The sequence below is a fragment of the Pseudomonas sp. MWU12-3088 genome, from assembly GCF_023242405.1.
In the GTDB taxonomy this organism is placed as follows: Bacteria; Pseudomonadota; Gammaproteobacteria; order Pseudomonadales; family Pseudomonadaceae; genus Aquipseudomonas; species Aquipseudomonas kribbensis.
Map to the genome: position 1 here is coordinate 131,744 of NZ_JALJEA010000009.1, position 26,751 is coordinate 158,494.

A 26,751-nucleotide genomic window follows, 5' to 3' on the forward strand; every position below is an offset into this window, starting at 1 on the left:
CCCTCGATGGGTGCATTGTGGAAACCTGTCGGGGAGGAAGTCTGATGAAAAAGCGTGTCGCACTGGTGCTGGGCTCCGGTGGCGCCCGGGGCTATGCCCATATCGGGGTCATCGAGGAGATCGAACGGCGTGGTTACGACATCGCCTGCATTGCCGGTTGTTCGATGGGGGCGGTGGTCGGCGGCATCTACGCGGCCGGTAAACTCGACGAGTACCGACGCTGGATCGAAGGCCTGGATTACCTCGATGTGCTGCGGCTGGTGGACGTGAGTTTCCGCCTCGGCGCGATCCGTGGTGAAAAGGTCTTCGGCCAGATCCGCAAGATCGTTGGCGAAATCAACATCGAGGAGCTGCGCATCCCTTACACGGCGGTCGCCGCCGACCTCACCAACCAGCAGGAAATCTGGTTTCAGGAAGGCTGCCTGCATCAGGCGATGCGTGCCTCGGCGGCGATTCCCAGCCTGTTCACCCCGGTGATGCAGGGCAACCGCATGCTGGTGGATGGCGGCATTCTCAATCCGTTGCCGATCGTGCCGGTGGTGTCGAGCCACTGCGATCTGATCATCGCGGTCAATCTCAACTCGACCAACCAGCGCCATTACAAACTTCCGGTGATTCAACGCCCGGCGGCGTTTCGTAGCCGCTTCGACAATCTGATCAGTTCACTCGGTTCGAAGATGCCGTTCCGCCGCACACAAGCCGAGCAACTGCTGCGACTGGAACAGGAAGCGTTGCGCGCCGAGGCCGCCGAGATCAATCCGTGGGTCGAAGGTGCGGAGCCCGAAACCCAGCAACCGGCTGCCGCCCCCGAGCGCGACGGTGCACCGAAGTCCGCCACCGGTTCGTTCATCGTCGATAACGTCGGGCCGGCGTCGTTGCTGGATCTGATCAACCAGAGTTTCGAGGTGATGCAGACCTCGCTGGCGCAATACAAGATCGCCGGGTATCCGCCGGACATCCTGATCAACGTGCCGAAGCGGGTCTGCCGGTTCTTCGAGTTCTACAAGGCGCCGGAGCTGATCGCACTGGGTCGGGAGATCGCCCGGGATACGCTGGATCGCTACGAAAGCGAGCAGAGCTAAAGACTGCTCTCGTTCAACAATCGATAGCCGACACCGGCCTCGGTCACGATGAATCGTGGCCGGGTCGGATCGTCCGCCAATTTCTGCCGCAGATGGCCAACGACGATGCGCAGATAGTGACTGTCCTCGGTGTGGGTCGGCCCCCAGATATCCTTGAGCAGTTGTTGCTGGGTAATCACCCGCCCCGGATGCCGCGCCAGTTGCGCGAGCACGGCGTATTCCTTGCGGGTCAGGGCAACTTCGACGCCGTCGAGCAGCACCCGGCGATAGGCCAGATCCACCGTCAGCGGGCCGAAGGCCAGCGCTGCCTGTTGCGCTTCGCCGGTCGGCGCCTGGCGCAACAATGCGCGGACCCGGGCGAGAAACTCCTGAATGCCGAACGGTTTGGTCACGTAGTCATTGGCGCCGCCATCCAGCGCCTGGACTTTCTGCCCTTCGCTGGCGCGCACCGACAGCACCAGCACCGGCGCCGTGGCCCACTCGCGAAACTCGCGCAGCACTTGCTGGCCGTCCATGTCCGGCAGGCCGAGGTCGAGCACCAGCAGGTCGGGCTTGTTCAGCGCCGCCTGAGCCAGGCCCTCGGCACCGGTGCCGGCCTCCAGCACTTTGTAGCCTTGCGAGGCGAGGCTGATGCGCAGGAACTTGCGGATCTGCGGTTCATCGTCGATGACCAAAATGGTCGCGGTCTGAGTCATGAGTTCACATCAACACAAAAGATTGGCAAGAGAGTAGCGCAGGCGGATTCAGGCTTCACCGTCCATCCCCGGTTGCGTCTGCAAAGGCAGGTGCAGGGTGATGCAGGTGCCGCGTCCGTCGATACCGTCGCCGACACTGATCCGCCCGCCATGGGCGCCGACCATGCCCTGACAGATCGCCAGCCCCAGGCCCGTGCCCTGCCCGCCACGATCACCCCGGGCGGCGGTGTAGAACATGTCGAAAATCTTCGCTCGTTCATCGACCGGAATCCCCGGCCCTTCATCGCTGACCGAAAAAAACACCTCGCTGTCATCCGCTCCGGCGCGCAGTTGCAGACGGCCGTGGGACGGCGAGAATCGCGCAGCGTTTTCCAGCACATTGACCAGCGCCTGTTCGATCAACGCGGCATGGACGAACAGCAGCGGCAATTCGGCCGGTACATCGGTACTGACTTGCAACGACGACAACACCGCGCGCAGACGATTGAGCGCACTGCCGACGATGTCCGCCGGCGACACCCAGTCCCGCGCCAGCTTCAGGGCACCATGCCCGAGGCGGGTCATGTCCAGCAGGTTCTGGATGTAACGGTCGAGACGCTCGGCTTCATCGCGGGTGCCTTCGAGCAACTCGCGGCGATCCTCCAGCGGGATCGCTTCACCGAGAGCCAGCAAGCTGTCGATGCTGCCACGCATCGAGGTCAGCGGCGTGCGCAGATCGTGAGACACCGAGGCCAGCAAGGCACTGCGCAGTTGTTCGGTTTCACCGTGCAGACGCGCGGCTTCCAGGTCATCGGCCAGCTGCGCCCGGGCCAGTGCCTGAGCCAGTGGCTGGCTCAACGCGGTCAGCAAGCGGCGACGTTGACCACTCAAGGTCTGGCCTTCTTTGGCACACACACCGAGCAGTGCGAGCGGCCCGTCTTCCACCGACAGCGGCCACCACCACCAACGCCCGAACGGCAAGGTGCCGGTGCCCATGCCCGCCGGTTGATCGTGTTGCCAGGCCCAGTCGGCGGCGGCGCGTTCCGCTTCGGTGAATTGCAACGGCCCGCCGGTCTCGACTTTCCAGCCGCCCTGGCCATCGCGATTGAGCAGGCACAATTGCAGATCGCTCCAGCCATTGAGGTGCTGCGCGGCGGCGCTGACCACGGCCTGACGGTCGGTGGCGGCAGTCAGTTTGCGCGACAGGTCGAGCAGCTCGGTGGTCTCTTCCTGGGTATCGCGCAACGCCTGCAATTGCCGACGCTGACGCGCCGCCAGATTGCCGGTGAGCGCCGCCATCAGCAGGAAGAACAGCAAGGTCAGCACGTCTTCTTCGCGCTGGATGGCGAAGGAAAAATTCGGCGGAATGAACAGAAAGTCATAGGTCAGAAACGACAACGCCGCACAGGCCAGCGAAGGCCCGAGACTGCTGCGCACCGCCACCAGCAACACCGCCGCGAGGAACACCAGCGAGATGTTCGGCAGCGGTAATACGCTGGACACCGCCCACGCCAGCGCACTGGCCAGAATGGTCGCCACCAGCGCCAGCGCATAGTCGAACCACACCAGCGTCGGCGCCGTCCGCAGGCGTGGCGCGTGCTGCTCGTGATCGCTGTCCAGCACGTTGATTTCCAGGCCGTGGGACTGACGCAACAGGCGCGCCGCCAGTCCACCACCGAACAGGCGCCGGCGCAGGCTCGGCCGCGACTGGCCGACCAGCACCAGACTGGCCCGGCGCTCGGTAGCGTGCTGGATCAGGGTCTTCGCCACTTCGCCGGCTCGCAGCAGCACCACTTCGCCGCCAAGCCGTTCGGCCAGTTGCTGGGCACCTTGCAGGCGCAGACGCGATTGCTCATCGCGCACGCTGCCGTTGTCGACGTGCACCAGGCTCCACGGCAAATGCCGGCGTTGGGCCACACGACTGGCATGGCGCACCAATCGTTCGGCATCGGCATTGCCATCGACGCCGACCAGCAAGCGACCGCGCACCGCCGGCGCGGCCTGACCGAGCTTGCGGTAGCCCTGGGCCAGATCGTTGTCGACCTGCGCCGCAGCGGTCTGCATCGCCAGCTCCCGCAAAGCGGTGAGGTTGGTCTGGGTGAAAAACGCATCGATCGCGGCCCGGGCCTGCTCCGGTACGTAGACCTTGCCTTCGCGCAAGCGCTCGAGCAGTTCCCGGGGCGGCAGGTCAATCAGCAGCAGTTCGTAGGCTTCCTGCAAGACCCAATCCGGCAGGGTTTCACGCACCTGCACACCGGTGATGCCACGCACCTGATCGTTGAGGCTTTCCAGGTGCTGGACGTTGACCGTGGTGTAGACGTCGATGCCGGCGGCGAGCAGTTCCTGAATGTCCTGCCAGCGTTTGGCGTGGCGACTGCCGGGGGCGTTGCTGTGGGCGAGTTCGTCGACCAGCACAAGCTTCGGTTTTGCTGCGAGCAGACCGTCGAGGTCCATTTCCTCCAGCGTCACGCCGCGATATTCGGACCGCACCAGCGGCAGTTGCGGCAAGCCGCCGAGCAATGCTTCGGTTTCGGCGCGGCCGTGGGTTTCGACCACACCGGCGATGACTTTCACGCCCTGGCGCAGCTGGCTATGGGCGGCCTGCAGCATGGCGAAGGTCTTGCCCACGCCCGGCGCGGCGCCGAGAAAAACCTTGAGCCGGCCGCGTCCGTCGCGGGGCAGTTCTGCTAACAGCGCGTCGGCGCGGCCGGAGTCACTCATGCTTGAAGCTCTCTTCCTGAAGGATTCATTACAGCTTTTCCAGCGCCATGTTCAACGCCAGCACATTCACCACCGGCGGGCCCACCAGCGGCTGTTCGATGTGCGCGTCGAGCAACTGCTGCAAGGTCGCCACCGGCAAGTTGCGCGCGTGGGCGACACGCGCCAGTTGATAGGCAATCGCCGCTGGTGGCAAGTGCGGATCGAGACCGCTGCCGGAGGTGGTCAGCAACGCCAGCGGCACCGGGCCCTGACCGGGCACCAGCAGCTTGTTGGCATCATCGATCACCCGAGTGGCCAGCGCCGGATTGCTCGGTGCCAGGTTGCTCGCGCTGCTCGACACGGTGGCAAAGGCTCCGGCCGACGGACGTGGATGAAACCACGCATCGCCGACAAAATCCTGAGCGATCAGCGACGAGCCACGCACCTTGCCTTCAGCATCGCGCACCAGACTGCCATTGGCCTGCTCGGGGAAGGCGACCTGGGCAACGCCGGTGACGACCAGTGGATAGGCAACGCCGGTGACCAGGGTCATCAGCACCAGCAGGCTCAGGGCCGGACGTAACATTGTGGACATTTCGGAATCCTCGAATTCGTGCTTGAAGCGGTGTGCCCGGCACACCGCTGTTCAGGTTCAAACCAGGTGCAACGCCGTCAGCAGCATGTCGATCGCCTTGATCCCCACGAACGGCACCAGAATCCCGCCCAGGCCATAGATCAGCAGATTGCGTCGCAGCAGCGCCGCCGCACTCGCGGCCTGCACCCGCACGCCGCGCAGGGCCAGCGGGATCAGCACGACAATGATCAAAGCGTTAAAGACGATGGCCGAGAGGATCGCGCTCTGTGGGCTGCTCAAATGCATGATGTTCAGCACGCCCAGTTGCGGGTAGATCGCAGCGAACAGTGCCGGCAGGATCGCGAAGTACTTGGCCACGTCGTTGGCGATGGAAAAGGTCGTCAGCGCACCACGGGTCACCAGCAATTCCTTGCCGATCTGCACCACGTCCAGCAGCTTGGTCGGATCGCTGTCGAGGTCGACCATGTTGGCCGCTTCGCGTGCTGCCTGAGTGCCGTCGTTCATCGCCATGCCGACGTCAGCCTGGGCCAGCGCCGGGGCATCGTTGGCACCGTCGCCGCACATCGCGACCAGACGACCGTCATTCTGCTCGTGGCGGATGCGCGCCAGTTTTTTCTCCGGTGTCGCTTCGGCCAGCACATCGTCGACGCCCGCTTCAGCGGCAATCGCGGCGGCGGTCAGCGGGTTGTCGCCGGTGACCATCACCGTGCGAATCCCCAGTTTGCGCAGCTCGGCGAAACGCTCGCGGATGCCCGGCTTGACCACGTCTTTCAGGTGGATCGCGCCGAGCAGTTTGCCGTCGGCGCAGACCAGCAATGGCGTGCCACCGCTCTGGGCAATCTTGTCAATTTCACGGGATAGCGCCGGGGCCAGATCCTTGCGTTGTTGACCGAGGAACGCCAGCAGCGAATCCACCGCGCCCTTGCGGAATACACGGCCCTGATAGTCGACGCCTGACAAGCGGGTTTCCGCGCTGAACGGCACGGCAGTCAGGGTTTCAGGGGCTGGTTCCGGCTGCGGATTGGAGCCGCGCAGGTACTCGACGATAGACTTGCCTTCAGCCGTTTCATCGGCCAGCGAGGCGAACAGCGCGCCTTCGGCCAGTTCTCGGGCATTCACACCCGGCGCGGCATACACCGCACTGCAACGACGGTTGCCGAAGGTGATGGTACCGGTCTTATCCAGCAGCAACACGTGCACATCACCCGCCGCTTCCACTGCACGACCGGACTTGGCGATCACGTTCAGACGCACCAGACGATCCATCCCGGCGATACCGATGGCCGACAGCAGGCCGCCGATGGTGGTCGGAATCAGCGTGACCAACAACGCCACCAGGAACACCAGCGGCAGGCTGCCGTTGGCAAAGTGGGCGAACGGTTGCAGGGTCACGACCACCAGCAGGAAGATCAGGGTCAGGCCGATCAGCAGGATGTCCAGCGCCACTTCGTTCGGGGTCTTCTGGCGTTTGGCGCCTTCGACCAGCGCGATCATGCGGTCCAGAGTCGACTCGCCGGGGTTGGCGGTGATCTTCACCAGCAGCCAGTCGGACACCAGTCGCGTATTGCCGGTGACGGCGGAACGGTCGCCGCCGGACTCGCGGATGACCGGAGCGGACTCACCGGTGATCGCCGCTTCGTTGACCGCCGCGATGCCTTCGATGACTTCACCGTCACCGGGGATCATTTCCCCGGCTTCGACGCGCACCACATCGCCCTTGCGCAGGCTGGCGGCGGGCACCACCTGAAAGCTGCCGTTGGCCAGTTTGCGCCGGGCGCTCAGCCCTTCGCTGCCGGCCTTGAGGCTGTCGGCGCGGGCCTTGCCACGACCTTCGGCCAGCGCTTCGGCGAAGTTGGCGAACAGCACGGTGAACCACAACCACAGGGCGATTTGCGCCGCGACAAAAGTCGGTACGACGTTGTCCGGGATGAAGCACAGCACGGTGGTGAAAATCGCGGTCAGTTCGACCACCAGCATCACCGGCGAACGCACCAGCTGGCGCGGATCGAGCTTGACGAACGCTTGCACCAGCGCCGGACGCCACAGGGCGCTGATCGCGGTTTTGGGCGCTTCTGCCGACTTGGCAGCTACCGCAGGTTTTGAAGCTGGAACATGCATATTCATGATGGATTCCTTAGAAGCCCATGCTCAGGTGTTCGGCAATCGGGCCGAGCGCCAGGGTCGGCAAGAAGGTCAGGCCGCCCACCAGCAAAATGGTCACGGTCAACAGGGTCACGAACAGCGGGCCGTGGGTCGGGAAGCTGTTCTGGCCGACCGGTGCGGTTTTCTTCATCGCCAGGCTGCCGGCCAGGACCAGTACCGGGAGGATGTAACCGAAGCGACCGATCAACATGCCCAAGCCCAGCATCAGGTTGTGGAACGGGGTATTGGCACTCAGGCCACCGAACGCCGAACCGTTGTTGGCACTGGCCGAGGTGTAGGCGTACAGCAACTGGCTGAAACCATGGGGGCCGGGGTTGCTGATGGTCGCCGCCGGGCCAGGCAATGCAGCGGCAATCGCCCCCAGCACCAGCACGCCGACCGGCATCACCAGCAGGGTCACGACCAGCAATTGCACTTCGCGGGCCTGGAGTTTCTTGCCGAGGTATTCCGGGGTGCGGCCGATCATCAGGCCGGCGAGGAACACCGCGATCAGCACGTTCAGCAACATGCCGTAGAGCCCGGCACCGACGCCACCGAAGATCACTTCGCCGACCATCATGTTGACCAGCGCGACCATGCCGCTGAGCGGGTTGAGGCTGTCATGCATGCCGTTGACCGAACCGTTCGACGCTGCAGTGGTGGTCACCGACCAGAGCACGGTGGCGGTAGTGCCGAAGCGCGATTCCTTGCCCTCCAGCGGCGCGGTCTGTTCGACGGCCACGTTGTTCAGGGCCGGGTTCGGCTGATACTCGGCCCACATCGAAGTAGCGCCGCCGATCAGGAACAGCGCGAGCATGCAGCCGATGATGGCGCGGCTCTGACGCAGATCCTTCACGTAGTGGCCGAAGGTGAACACCAGCGCCACCGGGATCAGGATGATCGAGGTGACTTCGAACAGGTTGCTCCACGCAGTCGGGTTCTCAAACGGATGCGCCGAGTTGACGCCAAAGAAACCACCGCCGTTGGTGCCCAGTTGCTTGATTGCAATCTGGCTGGCCGCAGGACCCAGCGGGATCACCTGATCCACGCCTTGCAGAGTCACCGCATTCACGTATTGCGCGAAGGTCTGCGGCACGCCCTGCCACACCAGATACAGCGCCAGCAGCAGGCACAGCGGCAGCAGGCCGTAGAGGGTGGCGCGGGTCATGTCGGCCCAGAAGTTGCCCAGGGTCTTGGTTGATTTGCGACCGATGCCACGGCACAAGGCGACCAGCACGGCGAGGCCGGTGGCGGCGCTGACAAAGTTCTGTACGGTGAGGCCGACCATCTGGCTCAGGTAGCTGAGGGTCGCTTCACCGCTGTAGGACTGCCAGTTGGTGTTGGTCATGAAACTGACGGCGGTGTTGAACGCCTGGGTCCACTCCTGGCCCGGCAGGTTTTGCGGGTTCAGCGGCAGGTGATCCTGGAACAACAGAATCGCGAACAGCAACAGGAAACCCGCGAGGTTGAACGCCAGCAGCGCCAGCGTGTACTTCTGCCAGCTCTGTTCGGCCTGCGGATCGACCCCGGCAATGCGGTAACAGCCGCGCTCGACCGGGCCGAGAATCGGCGTCAGCCAGGTGCGCTGACCTTCCATCACCTTGTAGTAGAAGCGCCCGAGGAACGGCGCCGGCAGCAACACCAACGCGAAAAACGCGAGGATCTGCCAATAGTCATAACTGTGCATAGCCGCTCCTAGTTCCGGTCCGCGCGCAACAGCGCAACCAACAGATAAATGAACAGCCCCACTGCCAGCAGCAGGGACACCCCGTCCAGAACGCTCATGGAAGATCTCCGTGTTACGGCTTATTGCCGCGTGTGGAGGCATTGTCGGAAAGGAGGCTGTAAAGGAACGAGACCGAGGGTGCGGGCGGGGCATAAAGAATGCGTAAAGAGTCGGTTTACGCGGGCGTTACAGCGGAGTTTTGCGTCGTGTGGACGGGCCTCTTCGTCGGATCGCCGCCCGGACCAAGCCCGCTCCCACATTTTGAAATGCGCGCGTCCAGACACCGCTGGCACCTGTGGGAGCGAGCTTGCTCGCGATAGCGGCATTCCAGACAACATCGCACCCAAGTGGCGCACAGAAATGTGGCTATCGAGTCGCGAACATCCCCGATACGACAGCTTTCAGCCCATTGCGACCCGCCAATACAAAATGGCACGCCCACTGCACACGCCCTCCCCCGAGCTTTCCAAACCGTTCAGGGAGCAAACGCATGAACACACAACTCAAACCCACGCTGGGCACGTTGCATCTGTGGGGCATCGCGGTGGGGCTGGTGATTTCCGGGGAGTACTTCGGCTGGAGTTACGGCTGGGGCGTCGCGGGAACCCTGGGTTTCCTGGTGACCTCGTTCATGGTCGCGACCATGTACACCTGCTTCATTTTCAGCTTCACCGAACTGACCACGGCGATCCCCCACGCGGGCGGGCCGTTTGCCTACAGTCGCCGGGCTTTCGGTGAAAAAGGCGGATTGATCGCAGGCCTGGCGACGCTGATCGAATTTGTCTTCGCTCCGCCGGCGATTGCGCTGGCGATTGGTGCCTATTTGAACGTGCAGTTTCCGGCCCTCGATCCGAAACACGCAGCGGTCGGCGCGTATATCGTCTTCATGGGGCTGAACATCCTCGGTGTGAAACTGGCAGCGACCTTCGAGTTGATCGTCTGCGTGCTGGCCGTCGCCGAGTTGCTGGTGTTCATGGGCGTGGTCGCCCCGGCCTTCAGCTTCAGCAACTTCGCCCTCAATGGCTGGGCCGGCGCGGACGTGTTCGGCGCACCGGCGATTGCCGGGATGTTCGCGGCGATCCCGTTTGCGATCTGGTTCTTCCTCGCCATCGAAGGCGCGGCCATGGCGGCAGAAGAAGCCAAGGACCCGAAACGCACGATTCCCAAGGCTTACATCAGCGGCATCTTGACCCTGGTGCTGTTGGCGATGGGCGTGATGTTCTTCGCCGGCGGCGTCGGCGACTGGCGCACCCTGTCGAACATCAACGACCCGTTGCCACAGGCGATGAAAGCGGTGGTCGGCGACAACTCCGGCTGGCTCCACATGCTGGTCTGGATCGGCCTGTTCGGGCTGGTGGCGAGTTTCCACGGGATCATTCTTGGCTACTCGCGGCAGTTCTTCGCCCTCGCCCGCGCCGGTTACCTGCCCGCCTCGCTGGCGAAACTGTCGCGCTTCCAGACCCCGCACCGGGCGATCATCGCCGGTGGAGTCATCGGCATTGCCGCCATTTACAGCGACGGCCTGATCAATCTCGGCGGCATGACACTCACTGCCGCAATGATCACCATGGCCGTGTTCGGCGCCATCGTGATGTACATCATGAGCATGCTCAGTCTTTTCAAGCTGCGCAAAAGCGAACCGAATCTGGAGCGGACTTTCCGCGCGCCGTGCTACCCATTGATCCCGTTCATTGCGCTGGTGCTGGCGATCGTGTGCCTGGTGGCAATGGCCTGGTTCAACGCACTGATCGGGCTGACTTTCCTGGGCTTCATGGCCGTCGGCTTCGGCTACTTTTTGCTCACCGGGCAATTGCGCGCGAACGCTCCGGCGGACGCCATGCTGACCGGGCTTTAACCGCACCGGGCATAACCGGCCTAGAATGGAACCACTGCGATTTCCCATCGCTCAAACGTGGTAAGCAGCATCGCCGGCGAAATCCTCGCCCGGCGACCTGCCATTAAGGAGAGCCGCTATGCCCTGGTATGCCTGGTTGATTCTGGTCGTTGCAATCGGCTCGATCGTGGGGGGTCTGATGATGCTGCGCGACACCGCCAACAAGGTCGAACTGACCGAAGAACAACGTCAACGCGTTGCCGAGCGCAATGCCGAAGCGGACATCAAGGACGCGCAGGACCGCTGAACGAAAAACCCCGCCTTGAATCGGCGGGGTTTGTTTTTTGTTGCGGTTACTTTTCCCATTCGGCCCTGGCAATGTGCAAGCCATGCAGGCCTTTGTACGCCGCGCGTTCCGGTGAACTCCAGCCTTCGAGCAGCGACTCGTCCAGCCGATAGATTTCCACACCCAGCGGACGGCACACGCTCAACGGATCCTGCGCATCCGGCCCCCACATCGCCAGCGACAGATCACCACCGGGGCACGTCGACAGCGCACACAGCAAATCGATTTCCGCGAAGAATTCCAGATAATCGCCCTTCTGCGCCGGGCAGGCCTTCATGAAATACAGGTCATCGTGATTCAGGCCCGTGCACTGAAAGATGTTCAACACGTCGTGCACGTCGAATTCGGTCAGACCGTGGGGTAACACGGCGCGGGTCAGGTTTGAATGGCAATGATGATGGAAGTCTTCGCCGGTGAGCATCTTGTTCACGTAGGGATCACAGCGCGTACCGAGCAAGTCATGCAGGCGCCCGCCGTGTTCATCGATGCCGTAATCGGCCAGGCTGTCATCGGTGATGGTCACCATGGGACGCAAAAAAGGCAGGTTCGACCAGAGACGATCATGAGTGGTGACATGGGCGCCCTGCAGTTGTCGGGTGCGCGCCGCCCACATCCGTTCACGCGGATCGTGGGCATTCCACACATTGAAGTCGCCCACCTGAGGCCCCACTGGTGTGGTGACACGAAACACATGGCCCGCCGGAACATGCCAGGCGCGGCCGGTGCGGATCGGCACTTCGAATTGCTCGATCAGGGTCCGCGCATCCTTGCTGTCGCGAATCCGCTCGTAGAACGGTGCATTGACCTGCAAGGCCGAGCCCTTACTGACTTGATAGGCGGCCGGATAGTCTTTGTACATGGTTCTCCTGCTCCTTCGGTGATGGCAACTTTGTGAGCTGCAACCACTATCCGTGCCAACCGTTGATGGCTGTTACGAACATGTTGGATTCACTGGCAGGCTTTTTAGAAGTAGAAGTACAGTCACCATTCAATTTGCATTGGTTAAGATGGCGGTCTTGTTGCGGAGAGTTTAAATGCGTTACTCGCAAGATCATAAAGCCCAGACCCATCAGCGCATTATCAAGGAAGCATCAGAGCGCTTTCGCAAGGACGGCATCGGTGCGACCGGTCTGCAACCTTTGATGAGAGCACTGGGGCTGACCCATGGCGGCTTTTATTCGCATTTCAAATCCAAGGACGACCTGGTCGAGAAAGCCCTGCAAGCCGCCGGCGAGCAGGTCGCAGGCTTGTGCGAAGAGTTGTTCGCCCAGGAAAAACCGCTGGAAGCCTTCATCGATACGTATCTCTCCGAGTGGCACCAGACCTCTCCGCATGAAGGCTGCCCGCTGCTGACCATTTCTTCGGAACTGGGATTGCGCGGACAACCGAGCCCGACCAGCGATCTCGTGCTCAAGGCCCGTCTGGATCAGATCCAGAACACCCTCGAAGGCGAGAACGCGGCCGAGCGCAGCATCGTCATCATGGCGACACTGGCGGGCGCGCTCCTGCTCTCACGCAGCGTCGCGGATGCCGGGTTTGCGCAGCAGATCCTCGACGTCACCCGCGAACACCTCAAGCGCTCCGAAGACTAAGCCTGCCAGCGCTTGAACAGCACGCTGGCATTGACCCCACCGAAACCGAAGCCGTTGGACAGCGCGTATTCGATCGGCATTGACCGCGACTGACCGTGGACGATGTCCACGCCTTCACTGGCCGGGTCGGGATTGTCCAGGTTGAGGGTCGGCGGAACGGTCTGGTCGCGGATAGCCAGCAACGTGAAGATGGCTTCAAGGCCTCCCGCCGCACCGAGCAGATGCCCGGTCGCGGATTTGGTCGAGGTCACGGCGATTGAGTTTTGCGCTCCAAACACTGACTTGATCGCCGCGAGTTCACCGAGGTCGCCAACCGGCGTCGAGGTCGCATGGGCATTCAGATGCTGCACCTGATCCGGCGCGATACCGGCCTGAGCCAGCGCCAGCGTCATGGCTCGTCGAGCTCCGCTGCCGTCTTCCGGCCCGGCAGTCAGGTGATAGGCGTCGGCACTGGTGCCGTAGCCGACCAGTTCAGCCAATGGTTTGGCACCACGGGCCAATGCGTGATCCAGCGATTCGATCACCAGCAACCCGGCACCCTCGCCCATCACAAAACCGTCACGCCCGCTGTCGAACGGACGCGAAGCACGCTCGGGCGTGTCGTTGTAGCCACTGGAGAGCGCCCGCGCCGCTGCAAATCCGGCAAGGCTCACACGGTCGATGCAGGCTTCCGCACCGCCACACACGGCAATGTCGGCCTCACCGGCACGAATCAGCCGAGCGGCGTCACCGATCGCCTGCACGCCAGCGGCACACGCGGTGACCGGCGCACCTAGCGGGCCCTTCAGACCGTGCTGGATCGAGACATGGCCCGCCGCGAGGTTGACCAGAAACGAAGGGATGGTGAACGGCGACAAGCGACGCGGACCACGGCTGTCGGTGGTGCGCACAGCATCGGCGATTGCACCGAAGCCACCGACACCGGAGCCAATGATGGTCGCCGTACGTTCCTGAGCACGGGGATCGGTCGGATACCAGCCTGCCTGTTCAAGCGCCTGCCGGGCCGCCTCCATCGCGAACAGAATGAAGCGATCCATTTTCTTCTGTTCTTTAGGTGGCGTGGCAAGATCCGGATCGAAACCGGCTTCAGCGTCCTCTTCCATCGTCGGTACTACGCCACCGACCCTCGTCGGCAGATCCGCAACGACCGCCTCCGGCAGGTTTCGCAATCCCGAACGCCCGGCCAGCAAACGCTGCCAGACGATTTCGACATCACTGCCCAGGGGCGACACCAGGCCCATACCCGTGACAACTACTCGACGCTGATCCATATCGGGTTGACCTCTCACGACTCAAAAGTCATTTACTTGTATCGGCTGGCCGCCGAGCTGTGGGACAGATTGGGTGCCATCACATGACGTGCAGCAACGAAGGCTTGCCATTCACCGGCATCGGGCAGCGAAGGAATCGTCACGAGTTCGCCCTGGTCCAGCCCCGACAGCGCCGCATCCACCATCTCGCCCGCCTCCATGACCATCTCCGCCGGAATACCGCTGGCATCAAAACCGGAACGCGCCCAGATTTCGGTGCGGGTCACACCCGGCAATACCGCTTGCACCTTGACCCCGGTGCCTTCGAGTTCCGTATTCAGCGATTGAGTGAGGCTCAACACGTAGGCCTTGCTGGCACTGTAGGTGGCATTGAAACGCTCGGGGAACAAAGCGACCACTGACGCGATATTGATGATCGTGCCGCGCCCGGCTTTGGTGAATGCTGCTGCAGCTGCAGAGGCCAGCCGGGTAAGGGTCGTGACATTCAGTTGAATCAGGTTTTCCAATTGGTCCGGGTCGGCATTGGCCAGCAATCCGTTCACTGCCACCCCCGCATTGTTGACCAAAAGACTGATGCCGGAGTCGCTGCGCAGACGCTGCTCAAGCTTGAGCACGTCTTCCCTTTGTGTCAGATCGGCTTTCAGCACTTCGACCTGGACGCCATGTTTGTCTCGCAATTTGCTGGCAGCAGCTTCCAGGCGCTCCTGGTCGCGAGCCACCAGTAACAGATCAAAACCACGTGCCGCCAACCGCTCGGCATACACCGCTCCAATGCCGGAAGACGCGCCTGTGACAAGCGCCGTACCTTGGGATTTCGGGGAATTCATGACGATACTCCTGGGATGCGTGAGGAATGAGCAGCTTTTGAAAGCACGATTGCTTTCGCGATGACCGAAATTATTATAGGCATAATCTCAGCACAATATGATAGCCGTAATTTCCCATATCCCGACGGAAAGGCACCCTGCCCCCTCGCAATCCTTCAAGGCCGGGAAGCAAAAAGGGCCGGTCAATGACCGGCCCCTTGGCGTTGAACAACCAGCTTAGTTCACTTCCAGCTTGTCGCGATTGCGATCCAGGATCGCCTTGCCGATGCCTTTCACTTCGAGCAACTCATCCACGGATGCAAACGGCCCGTTTATTTCACGATATGCAACAATCGCCTTGGCCTTGGCCTCTCCAACACCCGCCAGCTCTTTTTGAAGGGTGGCGGCATCAGCCCCGTTGAGATCGATTTTCTGGACGTCGGAAGTGGCTGACGAATCCATCACCAGAGGGGCCTTGCTCGTATCGGACGGCGCCACAGGCGCAGCGATTGCGGCAATCGAGGCGCTGGTCAGCAGGGCAAAAATCAGGGAGTAGAAATAACCGGTACGCATAAGTGACGCTCCATCATCAATTGAGAAAGCAGCTTTTCCGAAGCTGCTCCTCAAACTTAGGCGATGATCGGAACAAGTCAAAAATGCGTCCGTTACAGGATGTGAAACAATCAGGGCTCAAGGCGGCGCTGCTGGTGGATCCAGTCGACAATCTCGCCATCAGGTGTGTAGCCACTGACCGTCTCGCGAAGCAGCTGACGAACTCGGGAATAGTCATCCTGTTCAACTGCCGCAAGCAGTTCTGTCAGGCGCCCCTTCAGTACGTCCCAGGGGATGTAGTCTTCGTTCGCGCTCATGATCATAGGGTGATGGGTCGCAGCCACATTATCGCCGATCAACAGTTCTTCGTAGAGTTTCTCCCCCGGCCGAAGGCCGGTAAATTCGATGGCGATATCTCCCTGGAGGTTCTTGTCCGAGCGAATGCTGAATCCGGATAGATGGATCATTTTCTCTGCCAGCTCGACAATCTTCACTGGTTCACCCATGTCCAGTACGAATACGTCGCCCCCCTGCCCCATGGAACCTGCCTGGATGACCAGCTGAGCTGCTTCCGGGATGGTCATGAAGTAGCGAGTTATCTTAGGGTGTGTGACCGTCAGGGGGCCACCGGACTTGATCTGACTGTGGAACAGAGGGATGACCGAACCGGAAGAGCCCAGAACATTTCCGAAGCGAACCATCGTGAAACGGGTTTTGTTGACTCGCGATACATTAGCCTTGTCCCCGAACAGTACAGGGGCAATCTCACGGCTTAGCGCCTGCAGCGTCAGCTCCGCCAAACGCTTGGTGCTGCCCATGACATTGGTCGGACGAACAGCCTTGTCAGTTGATATCAGCACAAAATTGGCAACGCCTGTCTGCAATGCAGCCTGTGCGGTATTCAAGGTTCCTATCACATTGTTCAAGACGCCTTCAGCAATATTGTGTTCTACCATCGGAACATGTTTATAGGCGGCAGCGTGATATACCGTGTCCACCTTCCAGGTTTTCATCACATCCAGAAGTTTGTCCTGATGCCGGATGGAACCGAGAATAGGCAGCAGTCGAACGGACAACGACTCTCGGTTGAAGCGTTTTTCCAGTTCGCTGAGAATGCTGTACAGATTGAACTCACTGTGCTCAAACAATATGAGCGTAGCGGGCCCAAGCGAGAAGATCTGCCGGCAAAGCTCTGCACCGATAGACCCCCCGGCTCCAGTGACCATGACCGTTTTGCCCTTGATGCAACGCTCAAGCAAATCGGGATGAGCCGGGACCGAGTCTCGCCCCAGCAAGTCCGCGACATCCACTTCCTGGATATCCTCGACCTTTACACGGCCACTGGCCAGATCAGTGAAGTTCGGCACACTTCGGATGTGCAATGGAAAGCCCTCAAGAAAGTTGAGAATCTCCCTTCGCCGCGCCCGAGTCGAAGACGGCAACGCCAGCAGGATTTCCTGGGCTCCCGTGACATCGATCATTTGTTGTATGTGTTTAGGCTTGTAAACCTGCAGACCGGATATCGAACGATCCGCGATGCTGGAGTCATCGTCGATAAACGCAACCGGACGCATCACTCGCCCCATGCGTAAGGCTGCGAGTAACTGGTTACCCGCGACTCCAGCACCGTAAATGGCAACTTTGGTCAGACCGTCGTCACGATTGGTGAACGGTATACGTTGCGCCGCCGTGAACCAGTCCCCCATGAAATACTGGCGCATGCAGAGCCGCAATCCGCCGATGATCACCAGGCTCAACCACCAGTAATTGAAAATGATCGAGCGCGGAACGACAGCTTCATGATTGCTGTACCAGTAGACGACGAGTGCCAGGATGAGGGATGACAGGCTGACGGCCTTGACGATTGCAACCAGTGCATCATTGCCGAAATAACGCATGACGGCACGATACATGCCGATGCGGATGAAGAGAGGAATGGCGATGAGCGGTGCACAGATGAACAACCAGAAATGGGCTCTCAGCGGGTTGTACATATCGTCGATGCCAAGACGGACGATAAAGGCCAGCCACAGCGCAACCCAGACCAAGACCACATCAGTGGCGACCTGTACCAGCCTTTTTTGCCTGCGAGGCAATCCCAGTAACACTCTGCGCACTTTATCCATTCACCCTTCTGAGCACGTAGCCCTCTCCTTTAAGCAGTCGTTGATCGGCATTGTAACCGCAATGACAACAAGATCACCCACCACGTACGCACGCGGGCCCACCACTTACTGTTTGAGTAAGCATTTATCCGAAAATGCGCCGTATTCATGAGCCGGCATGTCTCTAACCGAAGCTTATGACCGAAGCGAAAACCGAGCCAGCTGCGCTTCAGCGTGAGGAAATTTCTTTGGTGTTCGCCCCTGAGCATGGGATGATAGGCGAATCATCGCCCATAGAGTCAGAGATATTAGCCCCTAGAAAGCACAGCACGACAATCCGACACAAGATCTTTTTCGAATCGCTCACGTCGGTCATGGTGACGAACTCACCGAGCGCGCGCTCGCATGTAATCAGCAGCAAAATGCATGCCTTATGGGCTCTACGCGCAGCATGGACGCGGCGACCATCAAAAATCTGGATATTCAGCGGGATGAGAAAAGTAACATCATCCTTCAGCCAACATTACAAACATCGACTGTTTTGACCCCGGTGATTCAAATGCTCAACAACTCAATAAATGCTGCCTTGGCGGACATAGGGACGGCGGTAAAGCGCTATTCTCTGGTTGGCATGCTCGGTTGGCAAGATGTACGCCAACGCTATAGACGCTCTGCTGTTGGACCATTTTGGCTGACCATCAGCATGGGCATCATGATCGGCACTATTGGCTTGGTATTTGGCCAGATATTCAACTCTCCAATGAAAGACTTTCTGCCCTTTCTCGCTGCGGGCATGATTTTGTGGAGCTTCATTGCTACCTGCCTGACAGAGGGATGCACCAGCCTCATCGTTGCAGAAAGCATTATCAAACAACTACCCATTCCATTATTTGTACACATCCTGCGTACACTCTGGCGCAACACCCTGATTCTCGCGCACAACATTGTAATTTTCCCACTTGTACTTCTGGCAGTTCAAAAGCCGTTGGGCTTCGAGGCGCTCTTGAGTATTCCGGGCTTTGCCCTGCTCGCCCTGAACCTGGCATGGGCAAGTTTGATTTTAAGCATCTTCTGCGCGCGATACCGTGATCTTCCACAAATCATTGCAAGCTTTTTGCAAGTTGCATTTTATTTGACGCCTATCATGTGGCTTCCTTCGCTGATCTCAGGTCGCTCAGGAACTTACTTGCTAGACTTCAACCCTATTTATCATCTTATTCAAATTGTCAGGGCTCCTTTGCTCGGACAAGATGTCAGCGCGTTGAGCTGGTGGGTAGCAGGCGGCATGGCACTGTTTGGATGGAGCATTGCCATCATCATTTATGGCAGCTACAAACGCCGCATTGCATATTGGATCTGAGAAGAAAACTATTATGGCATCTATTGAATTTCAACAAGCCTGCGTTGACTTCCCCATCTACAACGCAAACGGTCGCTCCCTGAAAAAACGGCTTATTGAAGTCGCAACCGGCGGCAAGATAAGCGCCAACGAAAAAGGACGCGTCACCGTAAGGGCATTGGAAAACCTTACTTTTTCTCTCAGTGATGGAGATCGGGTCGGACTGCTCGGCCACAACGGCGCAGGCAAGAGTACATTGCTCAGACTGCTGAGCGGCGTTTATGCCCCCTCCGCCGGCACCGCTAAAATCGAGGGTGAAGTTGCTTCCCTGATCGATATCTCCCTGGGGATAGACCCTGAAGCTACCGGCAGGGAAAATATCTTCATGCGTGGCATCTTGCTAGGCATGACAAAAGGCGACATTACAGAGAAACTCGACGAGATAATCGAGTTTTCCGAACTGGGCGACTTTATCGACATGCCCGTTCGCACCTACTCTTCGGGCATGCATCTGCGCCTGGCCTTTGCGGTCTCTACCACAATCCGCCCACAGATCCTGATCATGGACGAATGGCTATCGGTAGGGGATGAAGGCTTCAAGCACAAAGCCGAAGCACGCATGAATGAGTTGGTCGAAGCGACCAACATTCTGGTGATTGCAAGCCACTCTCGTGAACTGGTGATGCATACCTGCAATCGGGTCATCTGGCTGGAGCACGGCAAAATCAAGATGGATGCCGATCCTGCGACCGTGACTCGAGCGTATTTCGGCGAATGATGTTTTCGGGCGCCCGTCCTTGCCTGATGAGCTGATGAACCCACTATCAACTCGATCAGACCGGGCGGCGCCCGCAAGACTCTCATTGCGCTGGCCGCTCACCATGAGCACCCGGTTTCAGTTCTGCGCGACAAAGAACCACACCGACACACGACCCACAGATACCCGGATTCCAGACGCTTCTCTGGAGCGCGCAACGGCATCCACACGACCGCCCCTTCCCCAAAATCATGCCTGGACGAGCATCAATCAAAGCTTTGTACTTGCAGCGTCGCCACCACCACCGTAACCTTCCCGCCTGCAAAAACATTCCAGGCAGATGCAATTTCCTGAAGCATCGCTACATGTCAATTTCGAGAAAATGCACTAGAACGAAATGCGGCAATTGCGCCACTGAGTTCCTACATTAGAACACCTTCTAATTCTCGATCCACCTACATGAACAAGCGATCAGGACAAGGTTTCAAGTACAGTCAACTCAAGCGCTGAATACATTTGCCTTATCTTGGCTGCGAAAGTCAAAAGCGTTCGATTTGTAATTTTCATCCCAGTCAGAAACAGTCTGACCTCCGTTTTTCAGGGAAGTATTATGGTGACGACCCCACCTCCTCTTGTCGTTGATCTGGATGGCACGCTGCTGCGCTCCGATCTTCTGCTAGAAACCGGCATGGCGTTCATTCGCAAGCAGCCATTGCAAATGTTCAAACCCCTGTGCTGGCTGCTCAAAGGCAAGGCTGCGCTGAAGGAGGGGTTCGCCACCGCTACCCGGATTGACGTCACCTCTTTACCGTACGATCCAGCGGTCATCGAATTGATCGAAGCCGAGCGGCTTACCGGACGCAAAGTTGTTTTGGCTACCGCAAGCCATTACTCGCTGGCAGAACGCATTGCAGACCACCTTCAATTGTTTGACCAGGTTTTAGCCTCCGATGCCAATCGCAATCTGTCAGCGCATCGCAAGCGCGATCTGCTGGTCGAGCACTATGGCCAAAACGGCTTTGACTATGCGGGCAACTCACTTGATGACATTCCGGTATGGGCCGCCGCACGACACGCTTACGTGGTCAACCCCGAGGCAGGCGTGGAACGGCGCGCACGCGCCCAAGGCAATGTGGAGCACCTTATAAATTCCAACCAGTCCCGGCCCAAGGACTGGATGAAAGCACTGCGGCTTCATCAATGGATGAAAAATGCACTGATCTTTGTACCGCTGCTGGCGGCGCATCAATTAACCAATCCCCTATTGCTCTTGCAGGGAATTCTGGCCTTTGTGCTGTTCGGCTTATGCGCTTCCAGCGTCTACGTGCTCAATGATCTTCTTGATCTGGAAGATGATCGCCATCACAAGAGCAAGCGCAATCGCCCCTTCGCATCGGGCCGGCTGTCCATCAGGTCAGGCCTGATTATTTTCCCCCTGTTGCTGATGGCCTCTTTTGCAGGTGCAGCGCTGTTACTGCCCTGGCAGTTTTGCGCAGTGCTCCTGGCTTACTACGTACTGACACTGGCCTATTCGTTATCTCTGAAACGGAAAATGGCGGTCGACGTCATTGCGCTAGCCCTTCTGTATACAGTACGCATCATTGCCGGGGCGGCCGCCTTCAGTTTGCCACTGACTTTCTGGATTCTGGCATTCTCGATGTTCATGTTCCTCAGTCTGGCTCTGGTGAAGCGCTATGCCGAACTCTATGAGGCACGCAGAAAAGGTAAAACCGAGAAAACCCGGGGCCGGGGTTACTATCCTGCGGATCTGGAAATGATCTCCTCACTGGGCGCCTCTTCCGGCTACCTGGCGGTCATGGTTCTGGCCCTGTACATCCACGATCAGGCCACTGCAAATCTCTATGCCTACCCACAAGTGATCTGGGTCGCCTGTCCATTGCTGCTGTTCTGGATTACTCGGGTCTGGATGCTTACCCATCGAGGTGAAATGCATGATGACCCTGTGGTATTCGCCATCCGCGACCGCGTCAGTCTGCTAGTCGGGATAATGTTTGGACTCGTGTTCTGGATAGCTGCATGAGCGCACCTCTTTATTCCTGGGGCAGGTACCCGGATAGACCTCAGACAGCCGTTTCCTGCAGCTGGCGAAGCGAGATCCCTGCGAGTCTTCGGCAATTAGCTGCCGATCACGGCAACACCCTTGCATATGGCAATGGGCGTAGCTATGGAGACAGCTGCCTGGCTGCGAGTGACCAGGTGCTGCACATGCGCTCACTCGATCGTTTCATCCAGACCGACTGGCAGCGCGGCATCGTCATTGCGGAGGCCGGCGTAACCCTCGGCGAGATTCTGGCCATCGCGATCCCTCAGGGCTGGTTCCTTCCTGTCACTCCGGGAACGCAATTCGCGACCCTCGGGGGAGCGATAGCCAACGACGTTCACGGAAAGAACCATCATTTGCGTGGCACTTTCGGCAATCATGTGCGCCACTTCGGGTTGCTGCGTCATGATCAGGAACTGCTGACCTGCTCCGCGAGCGAAAACGTCGAACTGTTTGCCGCCACCATTGGAGGATTGGGGCTGACCGGCGTGATCACCTGGGCGGAAATCCAGCTGATGCCAATCCAGTCCAGCCAGATTGACAGTACATTGGTGCGCTTCAACAATTTGAGCGAGTTTTTCTCTCTGTCTGCCGAACTGGATCATCAACATGAATACAGCGTCGCGTGGATCGATTGCCTGGCCAAGGGCGCCAACACCGGACGCGGAGTGTTCATCGTCGGCGACCACGCCCGATATGGGACTCTGGAAGTTTGCGAGCGCTCTAAAAAGCAAGTACCGCTTACCCCACCCGTGTCACTGATCAACAATCTGTCCCTGCACGCCTTCAATGAGGCCTATTGGCGAGTACACCCGATCCAGCGCACGCGAAAACGCGTCAGCTATGATCCGTTTTTCTACCCTCTGGACAGCATCCTGCACTGGAACCGCATCTACGGACGCAAAGGTTTCCAGCAATACCAGTGCGTCATCCCTGACATCGACGCCGAAAAAGCCATGCAAGAGTTGCTGGTCGCCATCGCCGATTCCGGGCAAGGCTCGTTCCTTGCCGTGCTCAAACGCTGTGGTGACATCAAGTCGCCGGGCCTGTTGTCCTTCCCCCAGGCAGGCACCTCACTCGCCTTGGACTTCCCCCAGAAGGCCGCTCTCATGCCACTGTTCAAGCGTCTGGATGCCATTGTGAGTGACGCGGGCGGTCGCCTGTATCCGGCCAAGGATGCGCACATGAGCGGGAATGAATTTCGCAAGGCCTATCCAGAGTGGGAAAAGCTGGAAGAGCTGCGTGACCCAACATTGATGTCCCATTTCTGGAAACGAGTAATCGCATGAAACGAGTTTTGATCATTGGAGCTACCTCGGCCATCGCCACGGCTTGTGCCCGCCTCTGGGCCGAGCAAGGTGCGACATTCTTTCTGGTGGCCCGCGACCAGGAAAAACTGGAGCAAACCGCTGCTGATCTTCGAGCTCGCGGCGCCCAGGGGGTAACGCTCCACGCCATGGATGCGACCGATCTCACCTCGCATGCAGCAATGCTGAGCAGTTGCCTGAGTGAATTGCGGCAGATCGATGTTGCCTTGATTGCCCACGGCACTCTCCCGGACCAAAAAGCCTGTGAACAGGACGTCAACGTGGCCTTGAGGGAATTTGCCATCAACGGTACCTCGGTAATTGCCCTGCTTACCCTGCTGGCCAATCAGTTCGAGGAGCAACGTTGCGGCAGTCTTGCCGTCATTTCCTCGGTAGCCGGTGACCGTGGTCGCCCTTCCAACTACTTGTACGGCACGGCGAAAGCGGCCGTATCGACGTTTTGCGAGGGCTTGCGTGCACGCCTTTACAAGGTCGGCGTCAATGTCACCACGATCAAACCGGGCTTTGTCGATACCCCGATGACTCAAGGCCTGAACTTGCCACCGCTGCTTTTGGCCACCCCCGAGAAGGTTGCCCGTCGTATCGTTGACGGCATCGAAAGCAAAGCTGCAACACTCTATGCACCCGGCTTCTGGGCTTTGATCATGCTTATCATCCGGTGCATTCCTCAAGCAGTATTCAAGAGACTCAGCTTGTGATCGTGCAAACTCACTTGTCTGGCTGGAAGTACCGTGCGCTTATTCTCTCCGTCGTGTTGTCGGCGATAGGCTATCTCGGTTTTTCAATGTGGGGCGGCTGGGATGCAGTTGCAAATTCGGTAAAAGAGGTTGGCATGTTCGGGGTAGTCATTGCCCTGCTGATGTCTTCTTTCAATTATTTATTGAGATTCTTCAGGTGGCAGATTTACCTCAAGGTACTCGGGCATGCCATTCCCTGGAAACCCAGCCTGAAGATCTATCTGGCCGGATTTGCACTGACTACAACCCCAGGAAAAGCCGGGGAAGCATTGAGAGGTGTTCTGCTGAAACCGTGGGGGATGCCATACGGAAAAAGTTTTGCGGCCTTCTTTAGTGAAAGACTATCAGACCTCATTGGCATTGTATTACTGAGCTTCTTGGGCCTTACTTTGTATCCTGATGCGCGACCGATAATTATTTTTGGCGCGATCGGTATCGCAATAGTCCTACTCATACTTTCACAACAAAAAATCCATAGCTGGGCCGAGCAGCTCATCGATCAAAAAGAAGGCAGACTGGCAAAAATAAGCGGCCACCTGATTGATATATTCAAAGAAGCCCAGCGTTGCCACAAAGTTGATGTTCTGGCTCTCACCACGCTGCTTGCAGTTGTTTCATGGGGTGCGGAGGCTGTCGCTTTCTATTGGATTCTTACCTGGATGGGAGCGGACATCACCCTGCAATTTGCAATGTTCGTGTATGCGCTTGCAATGCTTGCAGGCGCAATAAGTTTCATGCCTGGTGGCTTGGGTGGCGCCGAGGCGGTAATGGTCACGTTGCTGATATGGAATGGCATGCATAACGCAGATGCTGTGGCTGCGACAGTACTGATACGACTCGCAACACTGTGGTATGCCGTTGGCATCGGCTCGGTTTGCTTGAGCATCGCCAAGAAAGACTCAGCACCAGCCCTTCCCCCTCAAAGCTAATACTATTGGATTTAATAGACTTACAAGCATTCAGCAATGCCGAAACAGCATATATGACAACGAGGTAAAAATGCTGACCCCTGGAAGCAACACTACACAAATTGGAATAACTCCCGCCGAGAGTTTCGTACGAACCAAAGGCCACTTGCTTTTTGCACTGGTGGCGTTTTTTGTTTACGTATACGGGCTGCAAGCAGGCTGGGGTGGAGCGACCGCCGATGATGGGTCATTCTTCTTGCGCTATGCAGAGAACATGACGCATGGACAATTCTGGGTCTGGAATCTGGGTGAATCTCCAATTTGGGGGGCGTCATCCCCTCTTTATCCGCTTTACCTGGCACTCCTGATAAAACTGGGAGTATCTCCGATTGTTGCGCTAGTCGGCGGCGGTGCCTTGATGGGCTGTTTGGCCCTTACCTTCGCTGGCTGGGTATTGGTACAACGATTCGGCTATGTGGCTGGCATATTGTTTGTGGCAGCGACCTCGTCCGACGGACTCTTCATGTGGTACGCCGGAACTGCCGGGCTGGAATCGCCGCTGACCATTACTGTCTTTACCTATGCCTTATGGGCACTGCTACGGAGCAATAACTGGGTTCACGTGGGTGTTGCAGCAGGTCTGCTCACTGTACAAAAGCTCGATTTGATCCCTGCTGCTTTCTTTCTGATATGCGCCTGGAGCGTGCTGACTCGCTCTATCCCGGTAAAAACGATAGCCATCGCCGCTGCCATTGCCGTTACCTGGTACGGTTTTGCCTGGATTTACTTTGGACTGCCTGTACCAAACTCATTCATCACCAAAACCTTTTTTCAGAATGTCGAGTCATATATTACCTGGCAGTGGTTCGGTAAATACCTGCTCGTTGAAAACAATCACTACTGGTTTGCAATTCTTGCACTGCCGGCGCTACTGGGCTTGAACAAGAAATCCCTGCCTCTGTTCATCTTTCTGGGAGGTTTGATTCTTACCCATCTGACAGCCTATAGCCTGAAATTCCCTCTCGAGCGCTACGACTGGTACGCAACACCCGCTCTCTACAGCCTGTTCATTTTGGGATCGCTGGGCGCCCAAACCATTTGGAACATCAGCTCTAAATACTCTTTTGTTATCAAGCTGGCACTTATCCTCCTTCTTGGTTACATAGTCACGCAGTCATATATTATCGGCAAGCAATCGACCGCCGGCGTTAAAACATATTTAAATCTTGAAAAAGATCGAACAGATGCCGGTAAATGGATCAATGAAAACACGCCTAAAAACTTCAAACTACAGTCACCTTGGGGTAGCCCAGCATTCTTTGGGCACCGGTATACAATAGACAGTTCCTTTCTGAACCGTCATTACGAAAGCAACAATCTGGTTGACACCTATTTCCCGGAAATCATCATCAGCGACATAAGAAAGCTAGGGGACAAATATACCCTTGTAAAAATATTCAACAGCGCAACAAAAGTCGGTATAAATTACCCGTTCGGGGTTCACATCAGAAACGACGTATTGTCACAAGTAACAAACATTGACCGCACACTTAAAATATGTGCAGACAATGGAACTTGCGCCTCTATCGACACTCCTTTGATCGATCTTATTACCAAACCAGTACTGGGAGACAAGTATGGAATTCTGCGCGCTGATGCGTTCCCGAATACTATATTCGCACACCCAGGAGAAACCCAGCCTACGACATTTGAGCTCGACCCGAACACATTCAAAAAGTGGGGTGTTACATCACTTACATTGACCGCCTCCATATCTCCGAACGTTCCCAAAGAGATACTTGCGCGCGGCGGAGCGGTTGCCGGATTTACGGTCTACCACCAGAATGACATCATCGCCGAACGCAAGGTTATTAGAGCGGGAGAGCCTTTCGCCGTTAGTTTCCCATTAGCGAAAGACGGAAATTACCGAGTCGTACTGGACAACAACAACGTCGTCGACACGAATTGGGTCCTGATCAAACTAGAACAAAACAAGTAATGCGGTAGCGCCATACCCTGCGAGAAGTGAATATTTTCGCAGGGTATTTTTTTGCGTTTTTTTGACAAACACGCTACAGCCGACATTGGCAGAGCCCACCGTACGTCGCACACCAAACATATCAAGAGTATCGGAAGCTGATTACCCAGGAAGCACAGGGATAGCGGCAATATTGATGAGACCACATACCTGTTCC

22 protein-coding genes are annotated in these 26,751 nt (G+C 58.1%); 11 read left to right on the plus strand and 11 right to left on the minus strand.

All coding sequences use genetic code 11. From position 1 onward, the window contains the following. The first annotated feature begins 44 nt into the window (after window positions 1-44). Entirely contained in the window at window positions 45-1,082 is a 1,038-nt protein-coding gene (locus tag M5B98_RS20865) for a patatin-like phospholipase family protein (protein ID WP_085710784.1), read from the plus strand. Here the strand turns inward: M5B98_RS20865 and M5B98_RS20870 are convergent. From M5B98_RS20870 to kdpF, 6 genes are read right to left on the minus strand one after another with little or no spacing between them, the layout of a single operon-like run. Further along, window positions 1,079-1,777, minus strand: a complete 699-nt coding sequence (locus M5B98_RS20870) for a response regulator (RefSeq protein ID WP_248743827.1) — start codon at window positions 1,775-1,777, stop codon at window positions 1,079-1,081. The genes M5B98_RS20865 and M5B98_RS20870 overlap by 4 nt on opposite strands. 48 nt (window positions 1,778-1,825) lie before the next feature. Next, window positions 1,826-4,477: a sensor histidine kinase gene (locus M5B98_RS20875; RefSeq protein ID WP_248743828.1), complete on the minus strand. Its 2,652-nt coding sequence runs from the start codon at window positions 4,475-4,477 to the stop codon at window positions 1,826-1,828. A gap of 28 nt (window positions 4,478-4,505) precedes the next feature. Next, entirely contained in the window at window positions 4,506-5,051 is a 546-nt protein-coding gene (gene kdpC / locus M5B98_RS20880; RefSeq protein ID WP_192552149.1) for a potassium-transporting ATPase subunit KdpC, read from the minus strand. Window positions 5,052-5,108: 57 nt separating this feature from the next. Further along, window positions 5,109-7,175 carry a potassium-transporting ATPase subunit KdpB gene (kdpB, locus tag M5B98_RS20885; protein WP_248743829.1) on the minus strand — a complete coding sequence of 689 codons (2,067 nt, stop codon included), beginning with the start codon at window positions 7,173-7,175 and terminating at the stop codon, window positions 5,109-5,111. Window positions 7,176-7,185: 10 nt separating this feature from the next. Continuing rightward, window positions 7,186-8,880: a potassium-transporting ATPase subunit KdpA gene (gene kdpA / locus M5B98_RS20890; protein WP_248743830.1), complete on the minus strand. Its 1,695-nt coding sequence runs from the start codon at window positions 8,878-8,880 to the stop codon at window positions 7,186-7,188. Between the two features lie 8 nt (window positions 8,881-8,888). After that, window positions 8,889-8,978 (minus strand): K(+)-transporting ATPase subunit F, encoded by a 90-nt coding sequence (kdpF, locus tag M5B98_RS20895; RefSeq protein ID WP_007899818.1) that lies wholly within the window; start codon window positions 8,976-8,978, stop codon window positions 8,889-8,891. 431 nt (window positions 8,979-9,409) lie between these two features. Between kdpF and eat the strand changes: the two genes are divergently transcribed. Together eat and M5B98_RS20905 are read left to right on the plus strand one after the other, a co-directional pair. Beyond that, window positions 9,410-10,774 (plus strand): ethanolamine permease, encoded by a 1,365-nt coding sequence (gene eat, locus M5B98_RS20900; protein ID WP_248743831.1) that lies wholly within the window; start codon window positions 9,410-9,412, stop codon window positions 10,772-10,774. 118 nt (window positions 10,775-10,892) lie between these two features. Continuing rightward, a complete protein-coding gene (locus M5B98_RS20905; RefSeq protein WP_065257130.1) occupies window positions 10,893-11,060 on the plus strand; it encodes a DUF2897 family protein in 168 nt (55 codons plus the stop codon). A gap of 46 nt (window positions 11,061-11,106) precedes the next feature. Here the strand turns inward: M5B98_RS20905 and M5B98_RS20910 are convergent, their stop codons facing one another. Beyond that, window positions 11,107-11,958 carry an urea carboxylase-associated family protein gene (locus tag M5B98_RS20910; RefSeq protein ID WP_114884612.1) on the minus strand — a complete coding sequence of 284 codons (852 nt, stop codon included), beginning with the start codon at window positions 11,956-11,958 and terminating at the stop codon, window positions 11,107-11,109. Window positions 11,959-12,133: 175 nt separating this feature from the next. Here M5B98_RS20910 and M5B98_RS20915 point away from each other — a divergent pair, with 175 nt between their 5' ends. Then, a complete protein-coding gene (locus tag M5B98_RS20915) occupies window positions 12,134-12,691 on the plus strand; it encodes a TetR/AcrR family transcriptional regulator (protein ID WP_119429657.1) in 558 nt (185 codons plus the stop codon). On the opposite strand, the gene fabF is transcribed toward M5B98_RS20915, so the two are convergent. From fabF to M5B98_RS20935, 4 genes are all read right to left on the minus strand, one after another. Then, window positions 12,688-13,962, minus strand: coding sequence for a beta-ketoacyl-ACP synthase II (gene fabF, locus M5B98_RS20920; protein ID WP_248743832.1), 1,275 nt, complete (start codon window positions 13,960-13,962; stop codon window positions 12,688-12,690). The genes M5B98_RS20915 and fabF overlap by 4 nt on opposite strands. A 32-nt stretch (window positions 13,963-13,994) precedes the next feature. Further along, window positions 13,995-14,789 carry an SDR family NAD(P)-dependent oxidoreductase gene (locus M5B98_RS20925; RefSeq protein ID WP_248743833.1) on the minus strand — a complete coding sequence of 265 codons (795 nt, stop codon included), beginning with the start codon at window positions 14,787-14,789 and terminating at the stop codon, window positions 13,995-13,997. A gap of 216 nt (window positions 14,790-15,005) precedes the next feature. Continuing rightward, window positions 15,006-15,341: a ComEA family DNA-binding protein gene (locus M5B98_RS20930; protein ID WP_248743911.1), complete on the minus strand. Its 336-nt coding sequence runs from the start codon at window positions 15,339-15,341 to the stop codon at window positions 15,006-15,008. A gap of 110 nt (window positions 15,342-15,451) precedes the next feature. Then, window positions 15,452-17,446, minus strand: a complete 1,995-nt coding sequence (locus M5B98_RS20935; RefSeq protein ID WP_248743834.1) for a polysaccharide biosynthesis protein — start codon at window positions 17,444-17,446, stop codon at window positions 15,452-15,454. Between the two features lie 412 nt (window positions 17,447-17,858). Here M5B98_RS20935 and M5B98_RS20940 point away from each other — a divergent pair, with 412 nt between their 5' ends. From M5B98_RS20940 to M5B98_RS20970, 7 genes are all read left to right on the plus strand, one after another. Further along, a complete protein-coding gene (locus tag M5B98_RS20940; protein WP_248743835.1) occupies window positions 17,859-18,785 on the plus strand; it encodes an ABC transporter permease in 927 nt (308 codons plus the stop codon). A 13-nt stretch (window positions 18,786-18,798) separates the two neighbouring features. Beyond that, entirely contained in the window at window positions 18,799-19,542 is a 744-nt protein-coding gene (locus M5B98_RS20945; RefSeq protein ID WP_248743836.1) for an ABC transporter ATP-binding protein, read from the plus strand. Window positions 19,543-20,131: 589 nt separating this feature from the next. After that, window positions 20,132-21,562, plus strand: coding sequence for a UbiA family prenyltransferase (locus tag M5B98_RS20950; protein WP_248743837.1), 1,431 nt, complete (start codon window positions 20,132-20,134; stop codon window positions 21,560-21,562). Beyond that, complete coding sequence (locus M5B98_RS20955) at window positions 21,559-22,872, plus strand: FAD-binding oxidoreductase (protein ID WP_248743838.1); 1,314 nt, start codon at window positions 21,559-21,561, stop codon at window positions 22,870-22,872. The genes M5B98_RS20950 and M5B98_RS20955 overlap by 4 nt, the downstream gene beginning before the upstream one ends. Continuing rightward, window positions 22,869-23,609 carry an SDR family oxidoreductase gene (locus M5B98_RS20960; RefSeq protein ID WP_248743839.1) on the plus strand — a complete coding sequence of 247 codons (741 nt, stop codon included), beginning with the start codon at window positions 22,869-22,871 and terminating at the stop codon, window positions 23,607-23,609. Before M5B98_RS20955 ends, M5B98_RS20960 begins: the two co-directional genes overlap by 4 nt. Further along, on the plus strand, window positions 23,606-24,577 hold the full coding sequence (locus tag M5B98_RS20965) for a lysylphosphatidylglycerol synthase transmembrane domain-containing protein (protein ID WP_248743840.1): 972 nt from the start codon (window positions 23,606-23,608) through the stop codon (window positions 24,575-24,577). Before M5B98_RS20960 ends, M5B98_RS20965 begins: the two co-directional genes overlap by 4 nt. 70 nt (window positions 24,578-24,647) lie before the next feature. Beyond that, on the plus strand, window positions 24,648-26,555 hold the full coding sequence (locus M5B98_RS20970) for a hypothetical protein (protein ID WP_248743841.1): 1,908 nt from the start codon (window positions 24,648-24,650) through the stop codon (window positions 26,553-26,555). The last annotated feature ends 196 nt before the right edge of the window (window positions 26,556-26,751 follow it).

Excerpts from the sequence above, each read along its gene's own strand:
- M5B98_RS20930 (WP_248743911.1), bottom strand. The coding sequence starts at position 15,341 with ATGCGTACCGGTTATTTCTACTCCCTGATTTTTGCCCTGCTGACCAGC.
- M5B98_RS20945 (WP_248743836.1), top strand. The coding sequence starts at position 18,799 with ATGGCATCTATTGAATTTCAACAAGCCTGCGTTGACTTCCCCATCTAC.
- M5B98_RS20910 (WP_114884612.1), bottom strand. The coding sequence starts at position 11,958 with ATGTACAAAGACTATCCGGCCGCCTATCAAGTCAGTAAGGGCTCGGCC.
- kdpC (WP_192552149.1), bottom strand. The coding sequence starts at position 5,051 with ATGTCCACAATGTTACGTCCGGCCCTGAGCCTGCTGGTGCTGATGACC.
- M5B98_RS20875 (WP_248743828.1), bottom strand. The coding sequence starts at position 4,477 with ATGAGTGACTCCGGCCGCGCCGACGCGCTGTTAGCAGAACTGCCCCGC.
- M5B98_RS20970 (WP_248743841.1), top strand. The coding sequence starts at position 24,648 with ATGCTGACCCCTGGAAGCAACACTACACAAATTGGAATAACTCCCGCC.
- M5B98_RS20950 (WP_248743837.1), top strand. The coding sequence starts at position 20,132 with ATGGTGACGACCCCACCTCCTCTTGTCGTTGATCTGGATGGCACGCTG.
- M5B98_RS20870 (WP_248743827.1), bottom strand. The coding sequence starts at position 1,777 with ATGACTCAGACCGCGACCATTTTGGTCATCGACGATGAACCGCAGATC.
- M5B98_RS20935 (WP_248743834.1), bottom strand. The coding sequence starts at position 17,446 with ATGGATAAAGTGCGCAGAGTGTTACTGGGATTGCCTCGCAGGCAAAAA.
- M5B98_RS20905 (WP_065257130.1), top strand. The coding sequence starts at position 10,893 with ATGCCCTGGTATGCCTGGTTGATTCTGGTCGTTGCAATCGGCTCGATC.
- kdpB (WP_248743829.1), bottom strand. The coding sequence starts at position 7,175 with ATGAATATGCATGTTCCAGCTTCAAAACCTGCGGTAGCTGCCAAGTCG.
- M5B98_RS20865 (WP_085710784.1), top strand. The coding sequence starts at position 45 with ATGAAAAAGCGTGTCGCACTGGTGCTGGGCTCCGGTGGCGCCCGGGGC.
- M5B98_RS20955 (WP_248743838.1), top strand. The coding sequence starts at position 21,559 with ATGAGCGCACCTCTTTATTCCTGGGGCAGGTACCCGGATAGACCTCAG.
- eat (WP_248743831.1), top strand. The coding sequence starts at position 9,410 with ATGAACACACAACTCAAACCCACGCTGGGCACGTTGCATCTGTGGGGC.
- fabF (WP_248743832.1), bottom strand. The coding sequence starts at position 13,962 with ATGGATCAGCGTCGAGTAGTTGTCACGGGTATGGGCCTGGTGTCGCCC.
- M5B98_RS20925 (WP_248743833.1), bottom strand. The coding sequence starts at position 14,789 with ATGAATTCCCCGAAATCCCAAGGTACGGCGCTTGTCACAGGCGCGTCT.
- M5B98_RS20915 (WP_119429657.1), top strand. The coding sequence starts at position 12,134 with ATGCGTTACTCGCAAGATCATAAAGCCCAGACCCATCAGCGCATTATC.
- M5B98_RS20940 (WP_248743835.1), top strand. The coding sequence starts at position 17,859 with ATGGGCTCTACGCGCAGCATGGACGCGGCGACCATCAAAAATCTGGAT.
- M5B98_RS20960 (WP_248743839.1), top strand. The coding sequence starts at position 22,869 with ATGAAACGAGTTTTGATCATTGGAGCTACCTCGGCCATCGCCACGGCT.
- kdpA (WP_248743830.1), bottom strand. The coding sequence starts at position 8,880 with ATGCACAGTTATGACTATTGGCAGATCCTCGCGTTTTTCGCGTTGGTG.
- kdpF (WP_007899818.1), bottom strand. The coding sequence starts at position 8,978 with ATGAGCGTTCTGGACGGGGTGTCCCTGCTGCTGGCAGTGGGGCTGTTC.